This window comes from Candidatus Pantoea multigeneris, assembly GCF_011752615.1.
Taxonomy (GTDB): Bacteria; Pseudomonadota; Gammaproteobacteria; order Enterobacterales; family Enterobacteriaceae; genus Pantoea; species Pantoea multigeneris.
Genome location: NZ_VWXF01000006.1, coordinates 161,538 through 187,514, shown reverse-complemented (window position 1 = coordinate 187,514; position 25,977 = coordinate 161,538). Strand labels below are relative to the sequence as shown.

At 53.6% G+C, this 25,977-nt stretch carries 19 protein-coding genes; 12 read left to right on the top strand and 7 right to left on the bottom strand.

All coding sequences use genetic code 11. The features are described 5' to 3' along the window. Positions 1-3 precede the first annotated feature (3 nt). From phrB to nei, 6 genes are all read left to right on the top strand, one after another. Positions 4-1,428: a deoxyribodipyrimidine photo-lyase gene (phrB, locus tag F3J40_RS15370; RefSeq protein ID WP_167015965.1), complete on the top strand. Its 1,425-nt coding sequence runs from the start codon at positions 4-6 to the stop codon at positions 1,426-1,428. Between the two features lie 18 nt (positions 1,429-1,446). Next, complete coding sequence (locus tag F3J40_RS15365) at positions 1,447-2,190, top strand: type 2 GTP cyclohydrolase I (RefSeq protein ID WP_167015963.1); 744 nt, start codon at positions 1,447-1,449, stop codon at positions 2,188-2,190. Between the two features lie 123 nt (positions 2,191-2,313). Continuing rightward, positions 2,314-2,970: a 5-oxoprolinase subunit PxpB gene (pxpB, locus tag F3J40_RS15360; protein ID WP_167015953.1), complete on the top strand. Its 657-nt coding sequence runs from the start codon at positions 2,314-2,316 to the stop codon at positions 2,968-2,970. Continuing rightward, complete coding sequence (pxpC, locus tag F3J40_RS15355; protein ID WP_167015939.1) at positions 2,964-3,896, top strand: 5-oxoprolinase subunit PxpC; 933 nt, start codon at positions 2,964-2,966, stop codon at positions 3,894-3,896. Before pxpB ends, pxpC begins: the two co-directional genes overlap by 7 nt. Beyond that, on the top strand, positions 3,886-4,626 hold the full coding sequence (pxpA, locus tag F3J40_RS15350) for a 5-oxoprolinase subunit PxpA (protein WP_167015937.1): 741 nt from the start codon (positions 3,886-3,888) through the stop codon (positions 4,624-4,626). The genes pxpC and pxpA overlap by 11 nt, the downstream gene beginning before the upstream one ends. A 10-nt stretch (positions 4,627-4,636) precedes the next feature. Next, complete coding sequence (gene nei, locus F3J40_RS15345) at positions 4,637-5,425, top strand: endonuclease VIII (protein ID WP_167015935.1); 789 nt, start codon at positions 4,637-4,639, stop codon at positions 5,423-5,425. On the opposite strand, the gene yfaE is transcribed toward nei, so the two are convergent. The 4 genes from yfaE to ubiG form a co-directional block, all read right to left on the bottom strand. Then, positions 5,420-5,680: a class I ribonucleotide reductase maintenance protein YfaE gene (gene yfaE, locus F3J40_RS15340; RefSeq protein ID WP_017346899.1), complete on the bottom strand. Its 261-nt coding sequence runs from the start codon at positions 5,678-5,680 to the stop codon at positions 5,420-5,422. The two genes, nei and yfaE, sit on opposite strands and share 6 nt — an antisense overlap. A 2-nt stretch (positions 5,681-5,682) precedes the next feature. Further along, positions 5,683-6,813: a class Ia ribonucleoside-diphosphate reductase subunit beta gene (nrdB, locus tag F3J40_RS15335; RefSeq protein WP_017346900.1), complete on the bottom strand. Its 1,131-nt coding sequence runs from the start codon at positions 6,811-6,813 to the stop codon at positions 5,683-5,685. A gap of 74 nt (positions 6,814-6,887) precedes the next feature. Further along, positions 6,888-9,173 (bottom strand): class 1a ribonucleoside-diphosphate reductase subunit alpha, encoded by a 2,286-nt coding sequence (gene nrdA / locus F3J40_RS15330; protein ID WP_167015933.1) that lies wholly within the window; start codon positions 9,171-9,173, stop codon positions 6,888-6,890. Positions 9,174-9,641: 468 nt separating this feature from the next. Further along, positions 9,642-10,370 carry a bifunctional 2-polyprenyl-6-hydroxyphenol methylase/3-demethylubiquinol 3-O-methyltransferase UbiG gene (gene ubiG / locus F3J40_RS15325; RefSeq protein WP_167015931.1) on the bottom strand — a complete coding sequence of 243 codons (729 nt, stop codon included), beginning with the start codon at positions 10,368-10,370 and terminating at the stop codon, positions 9,642-9,644. Between the two features lie 175 nt (positions 10,371-10,545). Between ubiG and gyrA the strand changes: the two genes are divergently transcribed. Both gyrA and rcsC read left to right on the top strand, forming a co-directional pair. Beyond that, positions 10,546-13,185, top strand: coding sequence for a DNA topoisomerase (ATP-hydrolyzing) subunit A (gyrA, locus tag F3J40_RS15320; RefSeq protein ID WP_017346904.1), 2,640 nt, complete (start codon positions 10,546-10,548; stop codon positions 13,183-13,185). 123 nt (positions 13,186-13,308) lie between these two features. Further along, positions 13,309-16,140: a two-component system sensor histidine kinase RcsC gene (gene rcsC, locus F3J40_RS15315; RefSeq protein WP_167016178.1), complete on the top strand. Its 2,832-nt coding sequence runs from the start codon at positions 13,309-13,311 to the stop codon at positions 16,138-16,140. 41 nt (positions 16,141-16,181) lie between these two features. Here the strand turns inward: rcsC and rcsB are convergent, their stop codons facing one another. Continuing rightward, complete coding sequence (gene rcsB, locus F3J40_RS15310) at positions 16,182-16,829, bottom strand: response regulator transcription factor RcsB (RefSeq protein ID WP_017346906.1); 648 nt, start codon at positions 16,827-16,829, stop codon at positions 16,182-16,184. A gap of 1 nt (position 16,830) precedes the next feature. After that, complete coding sequence (gene rcsD, locus F3J40_RS15305; protein WP_167016176.1) at positions 16,831-19,482, bottom strand: phosphotransferase RcsD; 2,652 nt, start codon at positions 19,480-19,482, stop codon at positions 16,831-16,833. Between the two features lie 1,269 nt (positions 19,483-20,751). On the opposite strand from rcsD, the gene ompC reads away from it, so the two are divergent. Next, entirely contained in the window at positions 20,752-21,870 is a 1,119-nt protein-coding gene (ompC, locus tag F3J40_RS15300; RefSeq protein ID WP_167015929.1) for a porin OmpC, read from the top strand. A gap of 58 nt (positions 21,871-21,928) precedes the next feature. Here the strand turns inward: ompC and F3J40_RS15295 are convergent, their stop codons facing one another. Next, positions 21,929-22,072, bottom strand: a complete 144-nt coding sequence (locus F3J40_RS15295) for a hypothetical protein (protein ID WP_167015927.1) — start codon at positions 22,070-22,072, stop codon at positions 21,929-21,931. 359 nt (positions 22,073-22,431) lie between these two features. On the opposite strand from F3J40_RS15295, the gene apbE reads away from it, so the two are divergent. The 3 genes from apbE to F3J40_RS15280 all read left to right on the top strand — a co-directional run bounded on the left by apbE (position 22,432) and on the right by F3J40_RS15280 (position 25,865). Continuing rightward, positions 22,432-23,475 (top strand): FAD:protein FMN transferase ApbE, encoded by a 1,044-nt coding sequence (gene apbE, locus F3J40_RS15290; protein WP_255464872.1) that lies wholly within the window; start codon positions 22,432-22,434, stop codon positions 23,473-23,475. 16 nt (positions 23,476-23,491) lie between these two features. Beyond that, on the top strand, positions 23,492-24,133 hold the full coding sequence (alkB, locus tag F3J40_RS15285) for a DNA oxidative demethylase AlkB (RefSeq protein WP_167015923.1): 642 nt from the start codon (positions 23,492-23,494) through the stop codon (positions 24,131-24,133). A 79-nt stretch (positions 24,134-24,212) separates the two neighbouring features. Then, complete coding sequence (locus tag F3J40_RS15280) at positions 24,213-25,865, top strand: multidrug ABC transporter permease/ATP-binding protein (protein ID WP_167015921.1); 1,653 nt, start codon at positions 24,213-24,215, stop codon at positions 25,863-25,865. Positions 25,866-25,977: the final 112 nt, after the last annotated feature.

The following is a 25,977-nucleotide window of genomic DNA, read 5'->3' as shown; positions in this document are numbered from 1 at the left end:
TTAATGACTACGCATCTGGTCTGGTTACGTAATGACCTCCGCATCAACGATAATCTGGCGCTGCATGCCGCCTGCCGAGACGGTCACGCCCGCGTGATTGCCTTGTTTATTGCCACTGAGCAGCAGTGGCAACAGCATGATATGGCCCCCAAACAGGCCGCATTTATTTTTGAGAGCCTGGAATTACTGCAGGCGTCGCTGTGTGAACGCGGTATCGAACTGTTTACCCATCAATGTGATGATTTTGCAGCCTCGATTGACTACCTGGCGGCGTTTTGTCAGCAAGAGCAGGTGGATAACCTGTTTTACAACTATCAATATGAAGTGAACGAGCGTGAGCGGGATGTGGCCGCAGAAAAGCGCCTTGATGCCGCAGGCGTAATTTGTCAGGGGTTTGACGATAGCCTGCTGTTACCGCCGGGCAGTGTGCGCACCGGCAATAATGAAATGTACAAAGTCTTCACGCCTTTCAGTCGGGCTTTTGTCCGCCGCTTGCAGCAGCACTTACCGGAGTGTGTCCCCGCGCCTAAAGCGCGCAGCGGTGCGCCGCTCAAGGCTAAAAAAATCGCCAGGTTCGCCTATCCGCAGGCGTGCTTTGATCACGATTTATTCCCACCGGGGGAGGCGGCTGCCCTCAAACAGCTGCGGCATTTTGCGACCCAGGGGGTGATGGATTATGCCGCCGAACGGGACAAACCGGCGGTGGATGGCACCAGCCGGCTTTCTGTCTACCTCGCCACCGGCGTCCTTTCCCCCCGTCAGTGTCTGCACCGGGTATTAAGGGAACACCCCGCTGCACTGGATGATGAAAAGCCGATGGTCTGGCTCAATGAGCTGATCTGGCGCGAGTTTTATCGTCATCTAATGGTCGCCTGGCCCGCGTTGTGCAAGCACCAGCCGTTTATTCACTGGACGCGCCAGGTGCAGTGGCAGAAGAGCGCAGCGCATCTGGCGGCATGGCAAGCGGGCAAGACGGGCTATCCGATTGTCGATGCGGCGATGCGACAACTCAATCAGTTGGGCTGGATGCACAACCGCCTGCGCATGATCGTCGCCAGTTTCCTGGTGAAGGATCTGCTGATTGACTGGCGTGAAGGTGAGCGCTATTTCATGCAGCAGCTGATTGATGGCGACCTGGCGGCCAACAACGGCGGTTGGCAGTGGGCCGCTTCTACCGGCACCGATGCGGCTCCCTATTTTCGTATCTTCAACCCGACAACGCAGGGCGAACGCTTTGATCCCAAGGGGGCGTTTATTCGCCAGTGGCTGCCGGAATTGGCCCATGTCCCTGACAGTGCGATCCATCAGCCTGATGTCTGGGCGAAGAAAAATCGCTGCACACTCGATTATCCGTCGCCAATCGTGGAACATAAGGAAGCACGTAAAAAAACATTAGACGCCTTCGAGCGGGCAAAAAATGCCGCCTGAAGTGAGGACGGAGCAGTTATGAATCAGTTTGAATTAGAGCATATCGTTAACCAGCAGTTGAACAGCAGCAGCTTCAGCGATTACGCCCCCAACGGCTTACAGGTTGAAGGCCGTGCTGAGGTGAAAAAAATTGTTACTGGCGTCACCGCCAGCCAGGCGTTGCTGGATGCTGCGGTGGCGCACGGGGCAGATGCCATCCTGGTGCACCACGGTTACTTCTGGAAAAGCGAAGCGCCGGTGATTAAAGGGATGAAGCGCCAGCGCCTGCGTACCTTGCTGGTAAACGATATTAATCTCTATGGCTGGCACCTGCCGCTTGATGCGCATCCCCATCTGGGCAACAACGCCCAGTTAGCAAAGATGCTGGATATCGAAGTCAAAGGCGAAGTGATGCCGCTGGTATTCTGGGGCGAACTGAAAACGCCGTTGAGTGGCGAAGCGCTGGCCGCGCGGATTTCCCAGGTGCTGGATCGTGAACCGCTGCACTGTGGTGACAACGCACCGGCGGAGATCAAGCGTGTCGCCTGGTGCAGCGGCGGCGGACAGGGTTTCATCGACAACGCGGCCGCGTTTGGCGTTGATGCGTACATCACCGGTGAAGTCTCAGAGCAGACCATTCACAGCGCTCGCGAGCAGGGTCTGCACTTCTTTGCTGCCGGACACCATGCCACTGAACGCGCCGGGATCAAAGCACTGGGCGAGTGGCTGGCTGATGCCTACGGTCTTGATGTGACGTTTATTGATATCCCCAATCCGGCCTGATGTTCCCTTGCGCCTGCGGTGATGCAGGCGCAAAACGATTGACACTTTCTGACCTCATCCGCAACAGTAATGCTAACGTTGAAACCGACGCGGGGTTGGCCCGCGCCACGATCGGAGAGAAGGATGCAACGACCGCGTTGTTATTTGCTCGGTGAGCGGGCGGTAGTACTGGAGCTGGAGCCGCCGTTGTCGCTGCAAAGCCAGCAGCGAATCTGGGGGCTATGCCAGCAGTTACAAGGCAATGAGCAGGTGGCAGAAGTCATTCCCGGCATGAACAACGTGACCGTGATTTTGCGTCAGCCCCAGTACAGTGAGCTGGATGCGATTGCGCTTTTACAGGCCTGGTGGGAAGCGAGTGAAGAGCAACTGCCGGCGTCGCGGCGGGTGGAAATCCCGGTCGTATATGGTGGCGCAGCCGGGCCGGATTTGGCTCAGGTTGCCAGCCACGCCAATCTCACGCCACAGCAGGTCGTTGAACTGCACAGTAGTGTGGATTACGTGGTCTATTTTATCGGTTTCCAGCCGGGTTTCCCCTATCTTGGCGGCCTTGATAGCCGTTTACACAGCCCGCGTCGTGCCGAGCCGCGATTGCAGGTTCCCGCGGGTTCCGTGGGAATTGGCGGCAGTCAGACCGGCGTCTATCCGCTGGCTACGCCCGGCGGCTGGCAGCTAATTGGCCAGACTTCACTGGCCCTTTTCGATCCTACACAGACGCCACCGACGCTGCTGCGTCCGGGGGATAGCGTGCGCTTCGTGCCGCAGCAGGAGGGCATATGTTAACCATTTTACGGCCTGGATTGAGCTCTACGTTACAGGACAGCGGGCGTAAGGGGTGGCGGCAGTCAGGCATCAGCCTTGGGGGCGTGCTGGATGAACCCGCGATGCGCACTGCCAATATGCTGGTAGCTAACCATGAGCACAGTGCCGTGCTGGAAATTGTGCTGGGTCAGTTCAAGGCGCGTTTCCAGCGGTCAGGGTGGTTTGCCCTGACCGGGGCCAGTTGTAATGCCGATCTGGATGGACAGCCGGTATGGACCGGCTGGCGCACACCGGTGAAAAAGGGGCAGGTGCTCACTCTGGCCCACTCCGAGCATGGCATGCGCAGTTATCTGGCGATCCACGGTGGGTTTGCCGTTGAGCCGGTGCTGGACTCCTTCAGCACCGACTTAAAGGCCGGTTTTGGCGGCTGGCAGGGCCGTAAACTCGTCGAGGGCGATAAACTCCCGCTTAATCCACCTTCGCGTCAGTTATCGCGTCAGGTGGGCGTGCGCCAGTTGCTGTGGAGTAATCGTATTCGCGCCTTACCGGGGCCTGAATATGCCGAGTTCAGCCCAGAGATGCAGCAGGCATTCTGGCGTTCAGCCTGGCAGCTCAGCCCGCAGAGCAACCGCATGGGTTACCGCCTGAAAGGGGAGGTGTTGCAACGGCAAACTTCGCGTGAGTTGTTATCTCATGGTCTGGTGCCCGGCGTGGTGCAAGTACCGCCCAACGGTCAGCCGATTGTATTAATGGCAGATGCACAGACCACCGGAGGCTATCCACGTATCGCCTGTGTTATCGAGGCCGATCTCTATCAACTGGCTCAGGTGCGCCTTGGCGAGCCGATCCACTTTATTCCCTGCACGCTGGCTGAAGCGATGCAGGCCCGGCGCGAGCAGGAAAGGGCACTCCGCAGCATGGCATGGGGGTTAGCGCGTGAAAATTGATCTCAATGCGGACCTGGGTGAGGGCGCAGCCTGCGATCGTGAGCTGCTTCAGTTAGTCAGTTCGGCCAACATCGCCTGTGGCTTCCATGCCGGGGATGCAGAAACCATGCTGCAATCGATCCGCTGGGCGGCGGAGTATGGCGTGGCGATTGGTGCGCATCCCTCCTTTCCCGATCGGGAAAATTTTGGTCGTAGCGCCATGCAGCTTGCCGCAGAGACGGTATTCGCTCAGGTGGTTTACCAGGTGGGTGCGTTGAAAAGCCTGGCGGAAAGCCAGGGGCAGCGGCTGGTCCACGTGAAGCCCCATGGCATGCTGTATAACCAGGCGGCAGAAGATGCTGTGCTGGCCGATGCCATTGCCCGGGCGGTGCTGGCGGTCGATCCCCACTTAATATTGGTTGGTCTGGCGGGCAGCGAATCCATCCTTGCCGCCGCGCATCACGGCCTGGTGACACGGGAAGAAGTGTTTGCCGATCGCGCCTATCAGGCCAACGGTGCATTAGTACCACGTTCACAGCCAGGCGCGGTGCTGGAAGATGCGCACCAGGCGTTGCAGCAGACCTTAACCATGGTGACAACGGGCAAAGTGCGCACGCTAGCAGGCGAGTGGATCGCCGTGAAGGCGCAAACCGTGTGCTTACATGGTGATGGCGCACATGCTCTGCACTTTGCGCGCCAGCTTCGCGCCTTGTTTACCGAACAGCAAATTACAGTGACCAGCCATCTTTAAAGGGAGCGCTATGCCAGAAGGACCGGAAATCAGACGCGCTGCCGATCAGCTAGAGGCCGCGGTGTTACATCAGCCGCTGACCGAGGCATGGTTTGCGTTTCCAGAATTAAAAACCTATGAAGCGGCCCTGGTCGGTGAGCAGGTCACTGCCATTGAGACACGCGGCAAGGCGCTGCTAACCCACTTCAGCAACGGCTTAACCTTGTATAGCCATAACCAGCTTTACGGTGTCTGGCGCGTGGTGGATACCGGCACAGTGCCAGAAAGTAAGCGCCAGCTGCGCGTCCGTCTGGCCACCGCCCGCCAGACGATTTTATTGTACAGCGCTTCGGACATTGAGCTGCTCAATGCCGAGACCCTGGCGACGCATCCTTTCTTAATGCGCGTCGGCCCGGATGTGTTAGATCCCATGCTTGATGTGGCTACGGTACGCGAGCGGCTGTTGTCGCGCCGTTTTAGCCGTAGGCAGTTTAGTGGCTTGTTGTTAGATCAGGCGTTTCTTGCCGGACTGGGGAATTATCTCCGGGTGGAAATCTTGTGGGTAGCAGGCTTACTGGCTCAGCATCGGGCGGTGGATCTTTCTGAGGAGCAGCTACAGGCGCTGAGTGAAGCTCTGCTCTCTGTGCCACGGCACTCTTACCGGATGCGTGGTTCCATGAAAAAGTATCACGCAGAGGCGGCGTTTCGCTTTGAAGTGTTTCATCGGCAGGGGAAAAAGTGCCGCCGCTGCGGCACGATTATTGAGAAGGGCGTGCTTTCATCCCGGCCGTTCTACTGGTGTCCGGGCTGTCAGCTATAGCTCGATCTCAATCTCGCCTTTGGCCTGGCAACAGCAGGGCAGAATCTCGCCTTGCTGTACGAATGCGATAGGCGTTTGCGGATAGTGTACTTCGCCCTTCACCAGACGGGTGCGGCAGGAGCCACAAAACCCTTCGCGGCACTGGAATTCCACGTAACACTTGTTGGCTTCAAGCGTCGCCAACAAGGTACGGTGGTGATCGGCACACTCCAGCCGCTGGCCGGAGTTACGCACGATGACAACAGAACGCGACATAATTACAGCTGGAAGTCGTTGAAGTCGTCTTCGCCAACTTCGGCGTCGATCTGGCCCACGAGATAAGAGCTGACTTCCACTTCCTGCGGTGCAACCTGCACGTTGTCTGAAACCAGCCAGCTGTTGATCCATGGAATTGGATTTGAGCGCGTCTGGAATGGCAGATCGAGGCCAACAGCCTGCATGCGGATGTTGGTGATGTACTCGATGTACTGGCACAGAATGTCTTTGTTCAGGCCGATCATTGAGCCACCGCTGAACAGGTATTCCGCCCACTCTTTCTCTTGCTCAGCCGCTTTACGGAACAGCTCGTAGCATTCGTCGCGGCACTCGGCAGCGATCTCTTTCATTTCTGGATCGTCTTCACCGGTACGTAACAGGTTCAGCATGTGCTGTGTTCCGGTCAGGTGCAGTGCTTCATCACGGGCGATCAGCTTGATGATTTTTGCGTTACCTTCCATCAGTTCGCGCTCAGCGAAGGCGAAGGAGCAGGCAAAGCTCACGTAGAAGCGGATGGCTTCCAGCGCATTGACGCTCATCAGGCAGATGTAGAGCTGTTTTTTCAGGGCGCGCAGATTCACCGTGATGGTTTTGCCATTCACTTCATGCGTGCCTTCACCCAGCAGATGCCAGTAGCTGGTCATCTCGATCAGATCGTCGTAGTACTTCGAGATATCTTCCGCACGCGCCAGGATCTGCTCGTTGGTGACAATATCGTCAAATACCACGGCCGGATCGTTCACGATATTACGGATGATATGGGTATAAGAGCGCGAGTGGATCGTCTCAGAGAACGCCCAGGTTTCAATCCAGGTTTCCAGCTCCGGGATCGAGATCAGTGGCAGCAGAGCCACGTTTGGGCTGCGGCCCTGAATGGAGTCCAACAGCGTCTGATACTTCAGGTTGCTGATAAAGATGTGTTTTTCGTGATCTGGCAACGCCTGATAGTCGATACGATCGCGGGAAACATCCACCTCTTCTGGACGCCAGAAGAACGAAAGCTGCTTTTCGATCAGCTTTTCAAAGATGTCATATTTTTGTTGGTCGAAACGCGCAACGTTCACCGACTGACCGAAAAACATCGGTTCTTTCAGCTGATCATTTTTATTCTGGGAAAACGTGGAGTAAGCCATAAAACTGTCCAAAAGTAGCCGGGGCCGCAGGGGCCCCGTGACATGATTAAAGCGGGCATGCAGCCCGCTTTACCTTAGATTTTGCAGGCGCCGCCTTCGCAGCCATCATCCTGAATAGAAGGTGCCAGATCGTCCTGGGCATCTTCCGCACCGTCGCGGGTGTTTTGGTAGTACAGCGTCTTCACACCCAGTTTATAAGCGGTCAGCAGATCTTTCAGCAACTGTTTCATCGGGACTTTGCCGTTAGCAAAGCGCGTTGGATCGTAGTTGGTGTTAGACGAGATTGCCTGGTCGATAAATTTCTGCATCAGACCAACCAGTTGCAGGTAGCCGTCGTTAGAAGGCATTTCCCACAGCAGCTCGTACTGATCTTTCAGACGCTCATACTCTGGCACCACCTGGCGCAGAATCCCGTCTTTAGACGCTTTGATACTGATGTGGCCACGCGGTGGCTCAATGCCGTTGGTCGCGTTCGAAATCTGCGAAGAGGTTTCTGATGGCATCAGCGCGGAAAGCGTTGAGTTACGCAGGCCGTGGGTTTTCACCTGCTCGCGCAGTGTTTCCCAGTCAAGGTGCAGCGGCTCCTGGCAAATGCTGTCGAGATCCTTTTTATAGGTATCAATTGGCATGATGCCTTTCGCGTAGGTGGTTTCATTGAACCACGGGCAGGCACCTTGCTCTTTCGCCAGCTCGTTGGAGGCTTTCAGCAGGTAGTACTGAATCGCTTCGAACGTTTTATGGGTCAGACCGTTTGCGCTGCCATCAGAGTAGCGTACGCCGTTCTTCGCCAGGTAATACGCGAAGTTAATCACACCGATACCCAGCGTACGACGTCCCATTGCACCGCGTTTTGCCGCCGGGATTGGGTAGTCCTGGTAATCCAGCAGTGCATCCAGCGCACGAACAGCCAGAATCGCCAGCTCTTCTAAATCATCCAGGCTGTCGATTGCGCCCAGGTTGAAAGCGGAGAGGGTGCAGAGTGCAATTTCGCCGTTTTCATCGTTCACATCATTCAGCGGTTTGGTCGGCAGGGCAATTTCCAGGCACAGGTTAGACTGGCGCACTGGCGCGATAACCGGATCAAACGGGCTGTGGGTGTTGCAGTGGTCAACGTTCTGGATGTAGATACGGCCGGTAGAAGCACGTTCCTGCATCATCAGTGAGAACAGCTCAACCGCTTTTACACGCTGTTTGCGAATGCTGTCATCTTGCTCGTACTTGGTGTACAGACGCTCAAACTCTTCCTGATCGGCAAAGAAAGCATCATACAGGCCCGGCACATCGGATGGGCTGAACAGGGTGATATCTTCACCTTTCAGCAGGCGCTGATACATCAGTTTGTTGAGCTGGACGCCGTAGTCCATGTGACGCACGCGGTTGCCTTCAACACCACGGTTGTTCTTCAGTACCAACAGGCTTTCCACTTCCAGGTGCCACATTGGGTAGAACAGTGTCGCTGCACCGCCACGTACGCCGCCTTGTGAGCAGGATTTTACCGCCGTCTGGAAATGCTTATAGAACGGGATACAACCGGTGTGGAAGGCTTCGCCACCGCGAATTGGGCTACCCAGCGCACGAATGCGACCGGCGTTGATACCAATACCCGCACGCTGCGAAACGTATTTCACAATGGCGCTAGAGGTCGCATTGATGGAGTCGAGGCTGTCACCACACTCGATCAGTACGCAGGAGCTGAACTGACGGGTTGGGGTGCGCACGCCCGCCATGATTGGCGTAGGCAGTGAAATCTTAAAGGTCGATACCGCGTCGTAGAAACGGCGCACGTAATCCATACGGGTTTCGCGTGGGTAGTTTGAGAACAGGCACGCGGCAACCAGGATGTAGAGGAACTGGGCACTTTCGTAGATATCACCGGAAACGCGGTTCTGAACCAGATATTTCCCTTCAAGCTGTTTAACCGCAGCGTAAGAGAAGTTCATGTCACGCCAGTGATCGAGGAACGCTTCCATCTGCTCAAACTCTTCCACGCTGTAATCTTCTAACAGGTGGCGGTCATATTTGCCGCGCTCAACCATGCTGGTGACGTGGTCATACAGCTTTGGTGGCTCAAACTGGCCGTAGGCTTTTTTACGCAGGTGGAAGATAGCCAGGCGAGCTGCCATGTACTGGTAGTCTGGCGCGTCGCGCGAGATCAGGTCTGCCGCGGCTTTGATGATGGTTTCGTGGATATCAGAAGTTCTGATGCCATCATAAAACTGGATGTGCGAACGCAGTTCAACCTGAGAGACCGAAACATTGCTCAAGCCTTCAGCGGCCCAGTCCAGCACCCGGTGAATTTTGTCGAGATCAATGCGCTCCTGGCGGCCATCGCGTTTCGTAACGAGCAGACTCTGGTTCATGTGTGAGTATCCGAAAAGTAAAGAGAACCCCGAGTTTATGCACAGCATATTCCTGTGAATAATGTTGTGGATAAACACTACATATTGGGGGTGTTGGAAATAGTAACAACAAGATGGCGGTTATTTTAGTCTGTTGTGGCGCTTACACAAGAGGAAAAAATGATGTCAGAAGGGCTTGTAATTTCCGCTGTTTTTACTAAGGCCGCGCACGATAAGGGCGTTCCTCTTGTCAACGGTTCTACTAAAAAATTCCTCTTTTTGATCGACCGCTGATTTTTTATGCATTGCTGTGTTAATTACCAGCAACAGTGGCGCTTTGGGTATCAGATTCATCTTGGCAGTGTTTTTAACTGAAATTTTAATGGAATGTAAAATATTCAGTTATTGCTAAATCAGCATAAAGGAAAGAGGTGACAGTATGATGACGCAGGCGGCTTCACCCTGCCGAAGCAGGGTGAAAAGGTGATGTTATTCTTGCACGTAACGGGTGTGCAGCATGTAGTTGACGTCAACGCCTGGGCCCAGACGGAACTTATTGCTCAGCGGGTTATAGTGCAGGCCAGTGATATGCTGTTCACGCAATGGTGTTTCATCAACCCATGCCAGCATTTCTGACGGACGGATAAACTTTTTCACATCGTGGGTGCCGCGCGGCACCATGCGCATCACATATTCAGCACCAAAGATCAGCAGCAGCCAGGCCTTCGGGTTGCGGTTAATAGTCGAGAAAAAGACCTCTCCGCCCGGTTTCACCAGACGCGCACAGGCGCGGATCACGGAGCCGGGGTCAGGAACGTGTTCCAGCATCTCCATGCAGGTCACCACATCGTAGCTACCGGCGTGCTCTTCGGCGTGCGCTTCTACGGTTTGTTGCACGTAGTCGAGCTTCACGCCGCTCTCCAGCGCGTGTAAACGGGCCACCTGTAGCGGTTCGGCACCCATATCCAGCCCGGTAACCAGCGCGCCCTCTTTCGCCATACTCTCAGCCAGAATGCCGCCACCACAGCCGACATCCAGCACTTTCTTGCCGAACAGGCCGTTGCTGCGCTGCGCGATATAGCCAAGGCGCAGGGGGTTAATCCGGTGCAGAGGTTTAAATTCCCCCTCTAAATCCCACCAGCGTGAGGCGACCGCTTCAAACTTTGCGATCTCCTGTGCATCAACGTTTTGTGGGCTTTGCGGAGATTGTGCATTCATTCGATATAACTCCTGACAAAATGTTCGGGCAGTATAAACGCTTAACCCCGGTTGGCGCACCTGTCCATCATGATGAAAGGCAGCATAAACCCGTGCTGAACGTTCACCGTATGAATGAAATGTGATATACTTTCGCACCTTTCAATTCCGGGATTATTAGAGGGATAGCGGCTCCATGAGCGACCTTGCGAGAGAAATTACACCGGTCAATATTGAAGAGGAGTTAAAGAACTCCTACCTCGATTACGCCATGTCGGTCATTGTTGGCCGAGCCTTACCCGATGTGCGTGACGGCCTGAAGCCGGTGCACCGCCGCGTGCTCTTTGCGATGAGCGAGCTGAGCAACGACTGGAACAAACCCTATAAAAAATCCGCCCGTGTTGTCGGCGACGTAATCGGTAAATATCACCCACACGGTGATTCCGCAGTTTACGAAAGTATCGTCCGAATGGCTCAGCCGTTCTCCCTGCGCTACATGCTGGTTGATGGTCAGGGTAACTTTGGTTCGGTCGATGGTGACCATGCCGCTGCGATGCGTTATACCGAAGTGCGTATGGCGAAAATCTCTTCTGAATTGCTGGCCGATTTGGAAAAAGAGACCGTGGATTTCGTGCCAAACTATGATGGCACAGAACAGATCCCGGAAGTGTTGCCGACCAAAATTCCTAACCTGCTGATCAACGGTTCGTCCGGGATCGCGGTAGGTATGGCAACCAACATTCCACCGCACAACCTGACGGAAGTGATCAACGGCTGCCTGGCGTATATCGAAGATGAAGACATCAGCGTAGAAGGTCTGATGGAGCACATCACCGGCCCAGATTTCCCTACCGCTGCTTTCATTAATGGTCGTCGCGGCATTGAAGAGGCGTACCGCACCGGGCGCGGCAAAATCTACATCCGTTCGCGCGCTGAAGTGGAAACTGATGCCAAGACCGGACGTGAAACCATTATCGTCAATGAAATTCCGTATCAGGTAAACAAAGCCCGCCTGATTGAGAAGATTGCCGAGCTGGTAAAAGAGAAGCGTGTTGAAGGCATCAGCGGCCTGCGTGATGAGTCAGATAAAGACGGCATGCGTATTGTCATTGAGATCAAACGCGATGCCGTTGGTGAAGTGGTGTTAAACAACCTCTACTCACTGACCCAGTTGCAGACCTCTTTCGGCATCAATATGGTGGCCCTGCATCAAGGCCAGCCGAAAATCATGCCGCTGAAAGATATTATTGAAGCGTTTGTGCGCCACCGCCGTGAAGTTGTGACGCGCCGTACCATTTTCGAACTGCGTAAAGCGCGCGATCGTGCTCATATCCTTGAAGGCCTGGCGATTGCGCTGGCTAACATCGATCCGATCATCGAACTGATTCGCCGTGCACCTACCCCTGCGGAAGCAAAAGCGGGCCTGATCGCGCAGTCCTGGGCGCTGGGCAACGTCTCTGCAATGCTGGAACGTGCGGGTGATGACGCAGCGCGTCCGGAGTGGCTGGAACCTGAGTTCGGCATCCGTGACGGTCAATATTACCTGACTGAACAGCAGGCTCAGGCGATTCTGGATCTGCGTCTGCAGAAACTGACCGGCCTGGAGCATGAAAAACTGCTCGACGAATATAAAGCACTGCTGGATGAGATTGCAGAACTGCTGCGTATCCTGAACAGCGCCGATCGCCTGATGGAAGTGATTCGCGAAGAGCTGATCGCCATGCGCGACCAGTTCGGTGATGAACGTCGTACCGAAATCACCGCCAACAGCGCGGATATCAACATCGAAGACCTGATCAATCAGGAAGATGTTGTGGTTACGCTGTCGCACCAGGGTTACGTCAAGTATCAGCCGCTGTCAGATTACGAAGCGCAACGTCGTGGTGGTAAAGGTAAATCTGCTGCGCGCATCAAAGAAGAAGACTTCATTGATCGCCTGCTGGTTGCCAACACCCATGACACCATTCTGTGCTTCTCAAGCCGTGGTCGCCTCTACTGGATGAAGGTGTACCAACTGCCAGAAGCCAGCCGTGGTGCGCGTGGTCGTCCAATCGTCAACCTGCTGCCGCTGGAAGCAAACGAACGTATTACCGCGATTCTGCCAGTCCGTGAGTATGAAGAAGGCGTCAATATCTTCATGGCAACCGCCAGCGGTACGGTGAAGAAAACCTCGCTGAAAGAGTTTAGCCGTCCTCGTAGTGCCGGGATTATCGCCCTGAACCTGCGTGATGACGATGAGCTGATCGGCGTGGCACTGACTGATGGCAGTAACGAAGCGATGCTGTTCTCTGCTGCGGGTAAAGTGGTGCGCTTCTCTGAAACGGCAGTGCGTACCATGGGCCGTACGGCTTCGGGCGTACGCGGTATCAAGCTGGCGGAAGGCGATAGCGTCGTGTCACTGATTGTGCCGCAACAAGAAGGCGCAATTCTGACAGTCACGCGTAACGGTTACGGTAAGCGTACGGCAACCAGCGAGTATCCGACCAAGTCTCGTGCTACGCAGGGTGTTATCTCGATCAAAGTCACCGATCGTAATGGCCCAGTGGTTGGCGCAGTACAGGTGGTAGACAGCGATCAGATCATGATGATCACTGATGCCGGTACGTTGGTGCGTACTCGCGTATCTGAAGTGAGTGTGGTAGGGCGTAACACCCAGGGTGTGATCCTGATCCGTACCGCTGAAGATGAGCATGTTGTCGGTCTGCAACGTGTTGCGGAACCTGTCGCAGAAGAAGAGCTGGATGCGATTGACGGCAGCGTAGCGGAAGGCGAGGACGACATCGCGCCAGAAGCAGACGTTGAAGATGATGCACCTGAAGCAGATGACGAAGAGTAATCTGTCAGGTTGAAAAAACGGCAGGGCAGGGAAACCTGGCCTGCCGTTTTGCTATTTATGGCCAGGCTTAAACAGGGAGATAAGCGGGTGGCAGCACGCCAAACTAACCGGAGTAAGTCACCGTTGAGATACCTTGTCTCTTTTCGTACCACGCTGAGAATTTCACGCTATCTGTTTCGCACGCTGGCGTTGTTGCTCTGGACGCTGGGCGCACTCTTAACCACCTTTTACATTATTAGCGTCTTGCATCAGAAAGAGAGCATGGTGCGGCAGGAGTTTGCTAATAATTACGGCCAGGCGCAGTGGTATGTGCGTCACTCTGCGGATATGCTGCGGCAGCTAAAGTTCATCAGTGAAAACCGCCTCACGGCTGACCCCGCGAGTGATGGCAGTAACAAGTTTATCCAGCCGCAGATGGTGCCACTCTATGCCAACGGTGACTGCACCCGCATGAGTGATACCTGGAACACCCCGCTGGATGCCCTCAGTGGCTACATTAATTTCTGGAAAAGTCACTTCTCTTCCGCTTACGAGCTGAATCGCATCTTTTTTATTGGCAGTGAAAGCCAGTGTCTGGCGGACTTCGCCGTAGGCAGTAGCTCAGTAGACCGTGAAAACAGCCTGAAAGAGTTGCGTGAGCAGCTACTTAACTACCGCAATAGCGGAGAGGACAAGCGCGATCGCCCCTATTATTGGATCAGTGAAGGTAGCCAACCGGGCGTGGGGCACTTCTCCATTATGATGCCCGTCTATGCCGCCAATAAGCAGCAGGCGTTGTTGGGACTGGAACAGAATATTCGGCTGGATGAGTTTATCCAGCCGGGCACTTTGCCCGTTGTAGCCACCATTATTGATGATGACAACCAGGTGCTGATGACCTCACGTCGCGGCGGGCCGGGTTACACGCTGGACACCTTGCCGGATGATAAAACCTGGTTCGGCTATCTCGACAGCTATCGTCAACTGGTGCTGAAGAAACCCCTGCCACCCTCTAATCTGAGCGTAGTGTGGTCGGTTTCCACCGATGTGCTGGTGGATCAGCTGAAGCTGATGATGATTAACGCCGTATTGATGAACATCATCAGCGCCATGCTGTTATTTACCCTGGCCTGGTTGTTTGAGCGCCGCATGTTCCTGCCTGCAGAAGATCACGCACAGCGGCTGGAAGAGCATGAGCAGTTCAACCGTAAAATCGTCGCTTCCGCGCCGGTGGGGATCTGTATTCTGCGCACCAGCGATGGCAGCAACATCCTGAGTAACGAGCTGGCACATAACTACCTGACGTTGTTAACCGAGGAAGATCGCCAGCGTCTGAATGAGATCATCAGCGGCCAGCAGGTCAACTTCGTTGATTTGCTGACCGGCAGTAATACCAACTTGCAAATCAGTTTTGTGCATTCGCGTTACCGTAATGAAAACGTGGCCATTTGCGTATTGGTTGACGTCAGCACGCGTGTGCAGATGGAGCAGTCGTTACAGGCAATGGCGCAGGCCGCCGAGCAGGCGAGTCAGTCAAAATCGATGTTCCTTGCCACCGTCAGCCATGAGCTGCGCACGCCGTTGTATGGCATCATTGGTAACCTCGACCTGCTGCAAACCAAAGCGCTGCCTAAAGAAATTGATTCTCTGGTCAGCGCCATGAATAACTCGTCCAGCCTGCTGTTGAAAATCATCAGCGATATTCTCGACTTCTCAAAAATTGAGTCCGAACAGCTCAAAATCGAGCCAAGGCCGTTCTCGCCGCGTGAAGTGATTACCCATATTGCCGGTAACTATCTGTCACTGGTGATGAAAAAACGCCTCACCTTATACTGTTACATCGAAAATGATGTACCGCTGACGCTGAATGGCGATCCGCTGCGCCTGCAACAGGTGATCGCTAACCTGTTGAGTAATGCGATTAAATTCACCCACACGGGCTGTATTATCCTCCATGCCTATGTGCATCAGGGGTATTTGTTGTTCCGGGTGCGGGATACCGGGGTCGGGATCTCTGCCAGTGAAATCACGCAGCTGTTTGATCCGTTCTATCAGGTCGGGACGGGCGTGCAGCGTAACTTCCAGGGGACCGGACTGGGGCTGGCGATCTGCGAAAAGCTGGTCAACATGATGGATGGCGATATTGAGGTCGACTCGGGTCCTGGCATGGGCAGCCAGTTTGTGGTGCGCCTGCCTATTTACAAGGGACAGCGGCCGTCGTTGGCGCTGCTGGACGCGTTGCACGACAAACGCGTCTGGATTGATATGCGCAATGACTATCTGGCGGACTTTGTCATGCGCAGCCTGCAAGGGCAGGGGATCAATGCGATGCGTTATGAGGGCAAGGGCGGTCCTGACGATGTTCTGGTGACAGACTATCAGCCTGACTCACTGCCTGAGTTGCGTGCATTGATCACCTTTAGCGGTGAGCATATTGATATGCCGCGCGAGGTTCAGCCAGGCCAGTGGCTGCATAGCACCGCGACGCCACATGAGCTACCGGTATTGCTGGGCCGTATTTACCGGGTTGCAATTGAAGGTGACAGCGCGGGCTTTGCTCTGCCAGCCCCGGAAACTACCGTGACCAACAATGACGATATTATGATCCTGATTGTGGATGACCATCCGATTAACCGTATGCTGCTGTCAGAGCAGTTAGGCACCTTTGGTTATCAGATCAAAACCGCGCAGGATGGCGTAGATGCGTTGAACGTCTTGAGCCGCAGTGAAATTGATATCGTACTCACTGACGTCAATATGCCGAACATGGATGGCTATCGTCTGACCCAGCGTTTACGTCAACTTGGTCATGCCTTCCCGGTGATTGGCGTCACGGCAAATGCGTTAGCGGAAGAGAAGCAGCGCTGTATTGACGCCGGCATGGATAATTGTCTGTCGAAACCGGTCACGCTGGACGTACTGAAATCCACACTGGCCGTGTATGCAGAGCGGGTACGGAAAAGTCGGGTGGGATAAGCAGGAAAGAAAAAACGGTGCGCGAAGCACCGTTTTTTTTATCACTCTTTTGGCTGGTTGGCGCTGACCGAAGAGAGATAATTCAGCAGCGCGATGTCGTTATCGACACCCAGTTTCATCATCGCTGATTTCTTCTGGCTACTGATGGTTTTAATGCTGCGGTTCAGCTTACGGGCAATCTCTGTAACCAGGAAGCCTTCAGAGAACAGACGCAATACTTCGCTCTCTTTCGGTGACAGACGTTTGTCTCCGTAACCACCGGCACTGATCTTCTCCAGCAGTTTTGCCACGCTTTCCGGGGTATATTTCTTCCCTTTCTGCAACGCGGCCAGCGCTTTTGGCAGATCGGTCGGGGCGCCCTGTTTGAGCACGATCCCTTCAATATCCAGATCAAGCACGGCGCTCAGAATGGCGGGATTATTGTTCATGGTCAGAACAATGATCGACAAGTCAGGATAGTGACGTTTGATATATTTGATCAGGGTAATGCCATCGCCATACTTCTCGCCCGGCATGGAAAGGTCGGTGATCAGCACATTGGCATCTAGCCGCGAAAGGCTATTAATCAGTGCTGTGGAGTCTTCAAACTCACCAACAACATTAACCCACTCAATTTGTTCCAGGGACTTACGAATTCCAAACAGAACGATTGGATGGTCATCGGCAATAATTACGTTCAGATTATTCATCTTATTGGTTACCTTGCTGCAGCAGCTGATTGACGTAAGTGTCAATGTCACTGGTGGTATTTTTAATGGTTGAATCGTCACACGACTTAATGTGGAGTTCTAACTTTTCACAAAGCTGTTTACCTGGATGCAAATTCAGCATGGCAAACACGCCCTTCAGGCGATGCGCTGTCTGAGCAAGCGCGGAGTAGTCCTTTTCCGCTGCCTCAGTATACAGCCTACTTACATCATCCGGTACTGTCTCAGTAAACAGCTGGAAGTAGCCCCCGCTAAGCAGAGGTTCTGATGTACTGTCTTCTTCATTCCCCTCCAGTTCATCCTGCGCCAGTTGGGCTTCGATTAAGGTCAGTAATGCGTCTTGCAGTGCAGAACTGAGGTTGAAATTGACGCGGAACTGTTTTTCATTCAAGGCACTGGCACCCGGTTCATCACCGGTAAGCAGTAAGCCCCAACCCTGCAGTTTCGCCGGTTCGTCGGTCACGAGGAAATCATGTTGCTGGCCTGAGATACGTTCATCTGACGTCAGGCAGCGCGCACCCAGATGCTCCAGCTGTCGACTGACAATCTTGTGCACATCTTCCACCGCAATTTCCAGCAGTACCGTAATGCCTTCAAGCAGCTTTTCATCTTCCTCGGGCTGAGCGGGTTCTAAAGTCAGTGGGATTTGTAGGTTATAGCGCGTACCAATTCCCTGTTTTGCGACGATTTCCAGACTCCCGCCCATGTGCTTACTCAGTTGCTTGCACAGGAAGAATGCCATTCCGGTTGGCTGGCCGTAACGATCTTTCTGCACGTCGCCGAGGAACGGGAAGTCCATATTGCTCAGCTCTTCAGGATTAAGCCCCTCACCGGTATCGATCAGCTGGAAATTAATGCGTTCACCGCTCGGGGTGGCGCTATCGATATTCAGACTGATTTTCCCCCACTGTGTGGTGGTAAGCGCGTAATGCATCAGGGTATGCAGGATTTTGCGCAGTGCGTTGCGATCGCCAAAGCGTTGCTCATCTAACGGCAGATGATTGTTGACGATCAGCGCCAGGCCCTTACGGCGCAACAGAGGCAGGTGCTCAAGCGTGAATTCATCCAGCAGCTCTTGCAAGCTGAACACGGCTTTATCCGGTGCCCAGTCGTGGGATTCCAGCTGGTTCAGCAACACAATATCTTCCACGAAGCGCTGGAGATATTGCCCCTCATTAAGGAGATCTATCACCTGCTCATTGTCATCATGCTGGCTGAGATGCACTAGCTGGGCCGTCAGTTTTGTCAGTGGCTGACTGAGCGAGTCGCCCAGATGTTGCAGCAACTGCTGGCGCATCTGATGGTTGCGTTCCAGTACCTGCTGCGCCTTTTGCAGCTTTTTATTCACGATCAGTTCGCGATCCTGATCGCGCATCAGGAAAATTTGGGTCTGCGGTGACAACATGCTGCGTGCATGGCGGATTTCATACACTTCGTTGTTAATGGTTGCCTGTAGTACACCCTGGTTTTCGTCAGACATATTGACGATCTTCTGAAGATTCAGGTGCGGCAGGAGGTGCTCGGCAATCTTATTACTCAGAATGGTACGATTACTGGCAAAGTCATACACCATCAGACCGACCGGCAGGCTGGCAACAATTTCGTCGTTTAAGCGGCGCAGTGAATCCAGCTCAGCACTCTGATTCTCATTGGGGCGCAGTGTTTGCTGGCGAAGCAGGGTAATCCCCGTGAAGGAGAGGGCAAACAGCAGGCCGTTGATAAACAGAGGCCACATCAGGTTGTGCAGGGTATCCAGCGCCAGGCTCAGCAACGGCACCCGGTACACCAGTTGCAGCGTCGTACCCGGCAGGCTGGCGCTAATTTCCAGGTTTGGGTTCGCTAGCGTCACCTGCGTGATGGCGTTGTCATTATCATCGCTGCTGAGTGCGGGCGCATTGCTTTGGCGCAGCTGGAAGTTTTCCAACGGCATGTTTTGCGGCAGGATGTCATTCACCGGCAGATCAAAGGCCACCACGGTAGCCAGATGTCCAGGCTGATTAAAGGTGGTACGCAACGTAACGTAGTGATCGTTCTGGAACGGCAGGTGGCGCAAGGGTGAGAAGCTTTCCCGCTCATCCAGTGCATTCGCCTGCTGTAGCATTTCGGCGCGGCGAGCATCCACCAGACTGTTGATCATGCCTTCTTTATAACGCGTGGAGAGATCTTTCAGCGGTAGGGTTGAAATCATGATCAGGCTATTGTCCTGACCATTCAGGTAGTACATCGACCAGGTCGGGTTTTCTGCGCCCCACAGCGTATCAAGGTAGTTGGACATGCGCATGGTCATATCCAGCGTGCTGCTGTCATGTGAGCCGAAAATCAGGGCTTCCGTCTTCCGCCGGGTTTTTTCCAGATAATAGACGTCCGGGCGCAGGCGAGTTTCCTGCAAGCTATTTCCCGCCGCACCGGTTGCACTGGTAGCGAGATTTTCGTAAATCTGCCAGGTCGCGAAACGATAGCTATCGATGCGTTTTTGCAGAGAACGTGAAGCATCCGCCATGGTGTTACGTTTGTCCGCCAGCCAGGCATTGACGCTGTTTTGCACCATAAAGCCCAGTGCCAGTAATAGCACAAGGTTAAACACGACAAAGAAGCGCGTCACATTGCCGGATGTCATGGAAAACTTATAGGGCAGCATCGTGTATCAGAGTCCTGCAATAAGCGCATAACCAGTCGGGCACTGGCAACCTGGTGCGTGGCTGAAGGGCGAACAACAGCACTGTAATTCCCATCGTCAAGCATTTACCAGCAAATCCAGCCAAGGATGGACCTGAAAGAATACCTTTATATCCCGGCATTGTCATGAGTGAAATCACCTGAGGTGATAACTTATCGTATTGATTTAGCATAGCATTACCTGCCTGGCTCACAACCATTCGCCACCCGTTAGATCGCGAGGCGGTCTGCGGCATTTGGCGAGCTGGGGACGTGCACAGGCAAACGCCAGCAGATAACGCTGGGCGGATCATCGGATACGCTGTGATGGGGTGGTGCATTACAGTATCTGGTGCAGTCATAGTTTCAGCTAAATCAAACAAACAGGTTCAAAGTCGGACAATCAGGTCACAGTGATGCTGTGGCGCATCAATATATTCTTCTGGTTTTTTCCGTGTCTAGCCGGAAGCCAGAGAACATTCTACCGTCTTTTTGAACGCTGCCATTTTTTTCCAGAACTTTCCTGGTCAAGCAATCATCGCTGCGTCGCGCTGGGCCGAAGATAACAGGCCAATTGCTTAGGTTAATTCGCCGACTGAAATGCGCAGAATGGCATCTAATATCGCAAGTAGCAGCCTGAAATATACCCGGTGAATTTAGAGGGATATTTGGTGCGGTAATGAGAGTGGGGTTTTTTATTACGTCAGGAAATTAACTATGCATTATTTTTCCATTTTGTGCTAATTTTAACAAATGGTGCTGGCTATAGGGTGGCTTATTTTTAATCGCAGTGAAAGTTTACGGTCACACTTCTCTGGCACAGTGTTCAACAGGCGAAAAAAAAGCCAGGCACAAGGCCTGGCGGGAAAATAGGGTAAAACATATCATTCGGGGTGAATGAAGGTAATAATGAAATAAATGATGATAGCGAGCTAATTGTATTCCTACGTCACTACTAAGTTTTATCATTCAGTGCGAAAGGAGGGGTTCCTGTAACTTGTTGTTTTGTTTGTTTTTTATATATTCTTATCAAACTGTGCGATATTTTTAATCCTTCCGTGCTGTTTATTAGTTCCTCTATATTCATATCCTGCAATAACTAATTCGTATTTTGAAACATATATGGATATTTAGTAGCATATTCGTGATAGATTATTGCGCGTCATATATTAACAATGGCTTGCGGCTGGATTTTAAGCATTCAGTTAGCAGTGGCACACATAACAAATTTATAAATAGAGGGTAATAAATGAAACGTAAAGTTCTCTCCCTGATGATCCCCGCTCTGCTGGTGGCTGGTTCAGCGCACGCAGCAGAAATCTATAATAAAGACGGCAACAAATTAGACCTGTTCGGTAAAGTTGACGGCCTGCACTATTTTTCTAAAGACAGCGGAAGCGATGGCGATCAGTCATATCTGCGTTTCGGCTTTAAAGGTGAAACCCAAATCAGCGATCAGCTGACCGGCTATGGCCAGTGGGAGTACCAGGCAGCACTGAACACAACTGAATCACAAGGCACCGCCAACTCTTACACCCGCGTTGGCTTTGCGGGTCTGAAATTTGGCGATGCTGGCTCTATCGACTACGGCCGTAACTACGGCGTAGCGTACGACATCGGTTCATGGACCGACGTTCTGCCAGAGTTCGGTGGCGATACCTATGGCGCGGACAACTTCATGTTCCAGCGTGCTAATGGCCTGCTGACTTACCGTAACAACAACTTCTTCGGCCTGGTGGATGGCTGGGACTTTGCCCTGCAGTATCAGGGTAAAAACGGCAGCACCAGCGAATCTGCTAACGGTCGTGATGTGCTGAGCCAGAACGGCGACGGCTGGGGCATGAGCACCACCTACGATCTGGGTTCAGGTTTTGCGCTGGGTGCGTCTATGTTCCAGTCTGATCGTACTAACGAACAGAATGGCCTGACCGCGGCAACCGCTAACATCTCTGGTCGTGGTGATAAAGCTGCTGTGTATAACGGCGGTATTAAGTACGATGCTAACAACATCTACCTGGCGGCAATGTATGCCCGTGGCTACAACGCTAACCGTTTCGGCTCAAGCGACTCAAGCCTGTATGGCTTCGCGGACAGAACCGACAACTGGGAACTGGTTGCGCAGTATCAGTTTGACTTCGGCCTGCGTCCGTCTCTGGCCTTCGTGACTGAACGTGCATCAGGCATCGGCAGCTACGGCAAGCAGAACCTGAAAAAATACATCGATGTCGGCGCGACTTACTACTTCAACAAAAACATGTCGACCTATGTTGATTACAATATCAACCTGATCAAAGACAACGACTTCACCGAAGCGGCTGATGTCAGCACGGATAACACCGTAGCACTGGGCCTGGTTTACCAGTTCTAATCCCCGCTACAAACGACAAGCGCAGCCTCGGCTGCGCTTTTTTTTGCCATGTTCGGGGTTACTGCCCAGATGCAGGCCACTTCTTCGGTTTCGCCACCGATTGCGCGACTGCGCCTCCCTCAAATGCGACACCTGCCAGTGTAAAAGCGGAAAAGCGCAGCCAGTGTTGCCAACCTTTCTGTTTGTTCTGAATATTGCTCATGTGACTCTCCACGATTAACCCAGGTTAAACCGTGCAGAAATCGTGCCATGCAGATAGCTCTCAGCGACACAGCCCGCTGTGCGGGTTTGGTACACTGCGCCTCGCTTCAGGTTGGTGCAGCAGTACGGTTTTGGTGCACATCAACGGCGGGATTGGCGTTTTCTGGCTAGCCCGTGGCGGTGACGCTGTGACCACAGACGCCAGCCACTGAACAACAACAATGCTGCGGCAATTGCCAAAATGACATAATAGATCATCGTATGCTCTCCATTTACTACAGTGTGAATTGGGCAACAAGGCAGAGCGTTGCGGTGATAAAACGTGCTAAACAAGTAAAACTCAGTATTACAGGTGATGAATTGACTCTTTATCGGAATGTTCTGCTAATGACGCTGGCGATGGTGCTGGTGGGTTGTGATGGTGCCACGCCTTCAGCTGAAAACGGCATGGTGCTGGAAGGCAAAACCATGGGTACTGTGTGGCGCGTAAGTCTGAGTGGGGTAGAGAGCGCACGTCGGGCAGGACTACAGCAGGCGATTCAGCAGCAGTTAGATGCAGACGATCACCAAATCTCCACCTGGAAGAGTGATTCTGTCCTGTCGCGCTTTAATCAGTATCAGGGAAGCGAGCCACAGCCTGTCAGTGCAGATATGGCGGATATCGTGACGGAAGCGCTGCGTATCGGCCAAAAAACTGACGGCGAGATGGATATTACCGTGGGGCCGCTGGTGAATTTGTGGGGCTTCGGCCCGACAAAAGTGCCCACGCACACCCCGAGTGATGCAGAAATCGCCGCCGCCAAGGCAAAAATTGGATTACAACATTTACGGGTGATTCAGGGGGGTTCTGGGCAGTGGTTGCAAAAAGATCTGCCCGGCCTGTATGTTGATCTCTCCACGATGGGTGAGGGTTACGCAACCGATCATCTGGCGCGCTTAATGGAGCGCGAGGGGATCACCAATTATCTGGTCTCGGTTGGCGGAGCGGTGCTAAGCCGGGGGAAAAATCCGTCCGGAAACGCCTGGCGTGTTGCGATCCAGAAACCTACCGATCGTGAAAATGCCGTACAGGCGCTGGTTGATCTGCAAGGGCACGGCATCAGCACCTCGGGAAGCTATCGCAACTACTATGAGCTGGATGGCAAACGGCTCTCGCATATCATCGATCCTGCTACCGGACGTCCTATCGAACACCGGTTAGTTTCTGCTACGGTGATCGCCACTACCGCGCTGGAAGCCGATGGCTGGGACACGGGCTTAATGGTGCTTGGCGAGAAGAGAGCGCAAGCGCTGGCGTTGCGTGAACATCTGGCGGTCTATTTGATCACCAAAGAGGCGGACGGATTCCATAGCTGGATGTCACCGCAGTTTCGCAACTTTATCATCGAAAATCCGCAGAAGTAGCGGACTGGAGAAGCCGATGCTGGATCTGTTTAGTGGCGAAGCGCCGTGGCAGGAACCGCTGGCCGAAGGGGCGGTGATTATTCGCCGTCGCGCCTTTGATCAGGGAGAGGCGCTGTTAGATGAAATTGCGCGAGTCGCGCAGATCAATCCTTTTGCACATCGCATCACGCCGGGCGGCTATCGTATGTCGGTTGCAATGACCAACTGTGGCGATGTGGGCTGGTCTTCGGATATTCGCGGCTATCAATACAGTGAAAAAGACAGCCACAGTCACCAACCCTGGCCTGCAATGCCTGGGCTGTTTCGCCAGTTAGCGCAGGAGGCAGCGGCAGAGGCAGGTTTTCCGGGGTTTAATCCGGACGCCTGCCTGATTAATCGCTATGCCCCTGAGGCTAAACTGACGCTGCATCAGGATAAAGACGAGCGGGATCTCCAGCAGCCGATCGTTTCGGTCTCACTGGGTTTACCCGCGGTGTTTCAATTTGGTGGTTTTGAACGTGGCGATAGCACGCAAAAGGTCCTGCTGGAACATGGCGATGTGGTGGTTTGGGGTGGCCCTTCACGGCTGCGCTATCATGGGATTCTGCCGTTAAAAGCGGGTGTACATCCGTTAGCGGGGGCTTTTCGCTACAATCTCACCTTCCGTCGCGCTTTCTGACCCCGGCTAAACGATTCTGATTGCGATTCGCGGCTGGCGCATTACACTGCTGGCTGTTCTTCTTTAGCCGGATTTTTACATGGCGCTGCTCAACGTTGTTTTTCGCCAGTTTCGCTGGCCTTTTCTGGGTGTTATTGCACTGACGCTGCTCAGTGCCGTGGTGGGTATCGGCATGATTGCCTTTATCAACCGTGAAATGATTGTTTCAGTTAACGGTTCATGGCTGGTTCTGCCACAGTTTCTGTTATTACTCCTGGCGCTGATGGCGGTGACATTGGGCGCGCAGCTAGCGCTGACGCTGCTCGGCCACCATTTCGTCTGGCGGATGCGCGGCGAGTTTATCAAGCGTATTCTCGATACGCGCATCGCCCGCATTGAACAAATTGGCAGCGCGCAACTGCTTGCCGGACTGACCAGCGACGTGCGTGCCATTACTATCGCCTTTGTCCGCCTGCCTGAACTGATTCAGGGTGTGATCATTACCCTTGGCTCTGCTTTGTATCTTGCCTGGCTTTCGCCACGTATGCTTGCCGTTACCAGCTTGTGGTTAGCGGTCACTCTGGTTGGCGGCTGGTTGCTAGTGTCTCGGGTTTACCAGCACATGGCTAAACTGCGTGACGTAGAAGACAATCTGTATCGCGATTACCAAACCATTATTGATGGCCGTAAAGAGTTACAGCTTAATCGTCAACGTGCCCAGCAGATCTATGACACGGTTTATCAGGAAGATGCGCGCGACTATCGCCACCATATTGTGCGGGCAGACACCTTCCACCTCAGTGCGGTGAACTGGTCAAATATCATGACGTTGGGTGCAATTGGCATGGTGTTCTTCATGGCCAACACCCTGGGTTGGGCGGATACCGCGGTAGCTGCAACCTATTCATTAACGCTGCTATTTTTGCGCACACCACTGCTCTCTGCCGTCGGGGCTTTGCCCACCTTACTCAGCGCGCAGGTGGCTTTCAGGAAGCTCAACACCTTTGATTTGGCGCCTTATCAGGCCGAATTTGCCTCTCCTTCGGCCACCACGGCCTGGCAAACGCTGGAACTGCGCGATGTCACGTTCCGCTACGGTGAGAATGGATTTGTCGTCGGGCCCGTCAACCTGACGCTGCAACGTGGCGAGCTGGTGTTTTTGATTGGCGGCAACGGCAGCGGAAAATCAACGCTTGCCCTGTTATTGACCGGGTTATATCAGCCGCTGAGTGGGACTTTGCTGATTGATGGTAAGGTCTGCGCGAATCAGGATATCGATGGCTGGCGACAGCATTTCTCCGCCGTGTTTACCGATGTCCATTTATTTGATCGTCTGCTTGGCCCACAAGGCACAGAGGCCGATCCAGCGCTGGTTGAACAGTGGCTGGTGCGCCTGAAAATGCAGGAAAAGCTCAAGCTGGAGGGCAATCGTGTGCTGAATCTGCAACTGTCAAAAGGGCAGAGTAAGCGACTGGCATTGCTGTTAGCCGCTGCGGAACAGCGCGATATTCTGCTGCTGGATGAGTGGGCTGCCGATCAGGACCCGCATTTCCGCCGCGTGTTTTATCGTGAGCTGTTACCCTGGCTACAGGCGAGTGGAAAAACCGTCTTCGCCATCAGCCATGACGATCACTACTTCAGCCATGCCGACCGGTTGTTAGAGATGCGCGAAGGCCAACTGCATGAGCTGACAGGGGCTGAACGAGAACTGGCCTCACGTGATGCGGTACAGCGTACTGACACGGGCTTTTAACACGGAGTGGGAAAGCTTAGCGAAAAGGCTTATTGGCGAGATGCACAACCAAAGGACTAAGCTAATTCCAGCCCAGACTGAGGTCTGTGCATCCCTGGAACTTTTTCTGTCG

Coding starts and splice junctions, on each gene's coding strand:
- phrB (WP_167015965.1), top strand. CDS start 4: ATGACTACGCATCTGGTCTGGTTACGTAATGACCTCCGCATCAACGAT.
- F3J40_RS15365 (WP_167015963.1), top strand. CDS start 1,447: ATGAATCAGTTTGAATTAGAGCATATCGTTAACCAGCAGTTGAACAGC.
- pxpB (WP_167015953.1), top strand. CDS start 2,314: ATGCAACGACCGCGTTGTTATTTGCTCGGTGAGCGGGCGGTAGTACTG.
- pxpC (WP_167015939.1), top strand. CDS start 2,964: ATGTTAACCATTTTACGGCCTGGATTGAGCTCTACGTTACAGGACAGC.
- nei (WP_167015935.1), top strand. CDS start 4,637: ATGCCAGAAGGACCGGAAATCAGACGCGCTGCCGATCAGCTAGAGGCC.
- yfaE (WP_017346899.1), bottom strand. CDS start 5,680: ATGTCGCGTTCTGTTGTCATCGTGCGTAACTCCGGCCAGCGGCTGGAG.
- nrdB (WP_017346900.1), bottom strand. CDS start 6,813: ATGGCTTACTCCACGTTTTCCCAGAATAAAAATGATCAGCTGAAAGAA.
- nrdA (WP_167015933.1), bottom strand. CDS start 9,173: ATGAACCAGAGTCTGCTCGTTACGAAACGCGATGGCCGCCAGGAGCGC.
- ubiG (WP_167015931.1), bottom strand. CDS start 10,370: ATGAATGCACAATCTCCGCAAAGCCCACAAAACGTTGATGCACAGGAG.
- gyrA (WP_017346904.1), top strand. CDS start 10,546: ATGAGCGACCTTGCGAGAGAAATTACACCGGTCAATATTGAAGAGGAG.
- rcsB (WP_017346906.1), bottom strand. CDS start 16,829: ATGAATAATCTGAACGTAATTATTGCCGATGACCATCCAATCGTTCTG.
- ompC (WP_167015929.1), top strand. CDS start 20,752: ATGAAACGTAAAGTTCTCTCCCTGATGATCCCCGCTCTGCTGGTGGCT.
- F3J40_RS15295 (WP_167015927.1), bottom strand. CDS start 22,072: ATGAGCAATATTCAGAACAAACAGAAAGGTTGGCAACACTGGCTGCGC.
- alkB (WP_167015923.1), top strand. CDS start 23,492: ATGCTGGATCTGTTTAGTGGCGAAGCGCCGTGGCAGGAACCGCTGGCC.
- F3J40_RS15280 (WP_167015921.1), top strand. CDS start 24,213: ATGGCGCTGCTCAACGTTGTTTTTCGCCAGTTTCGCTGGCCTTTTCTG.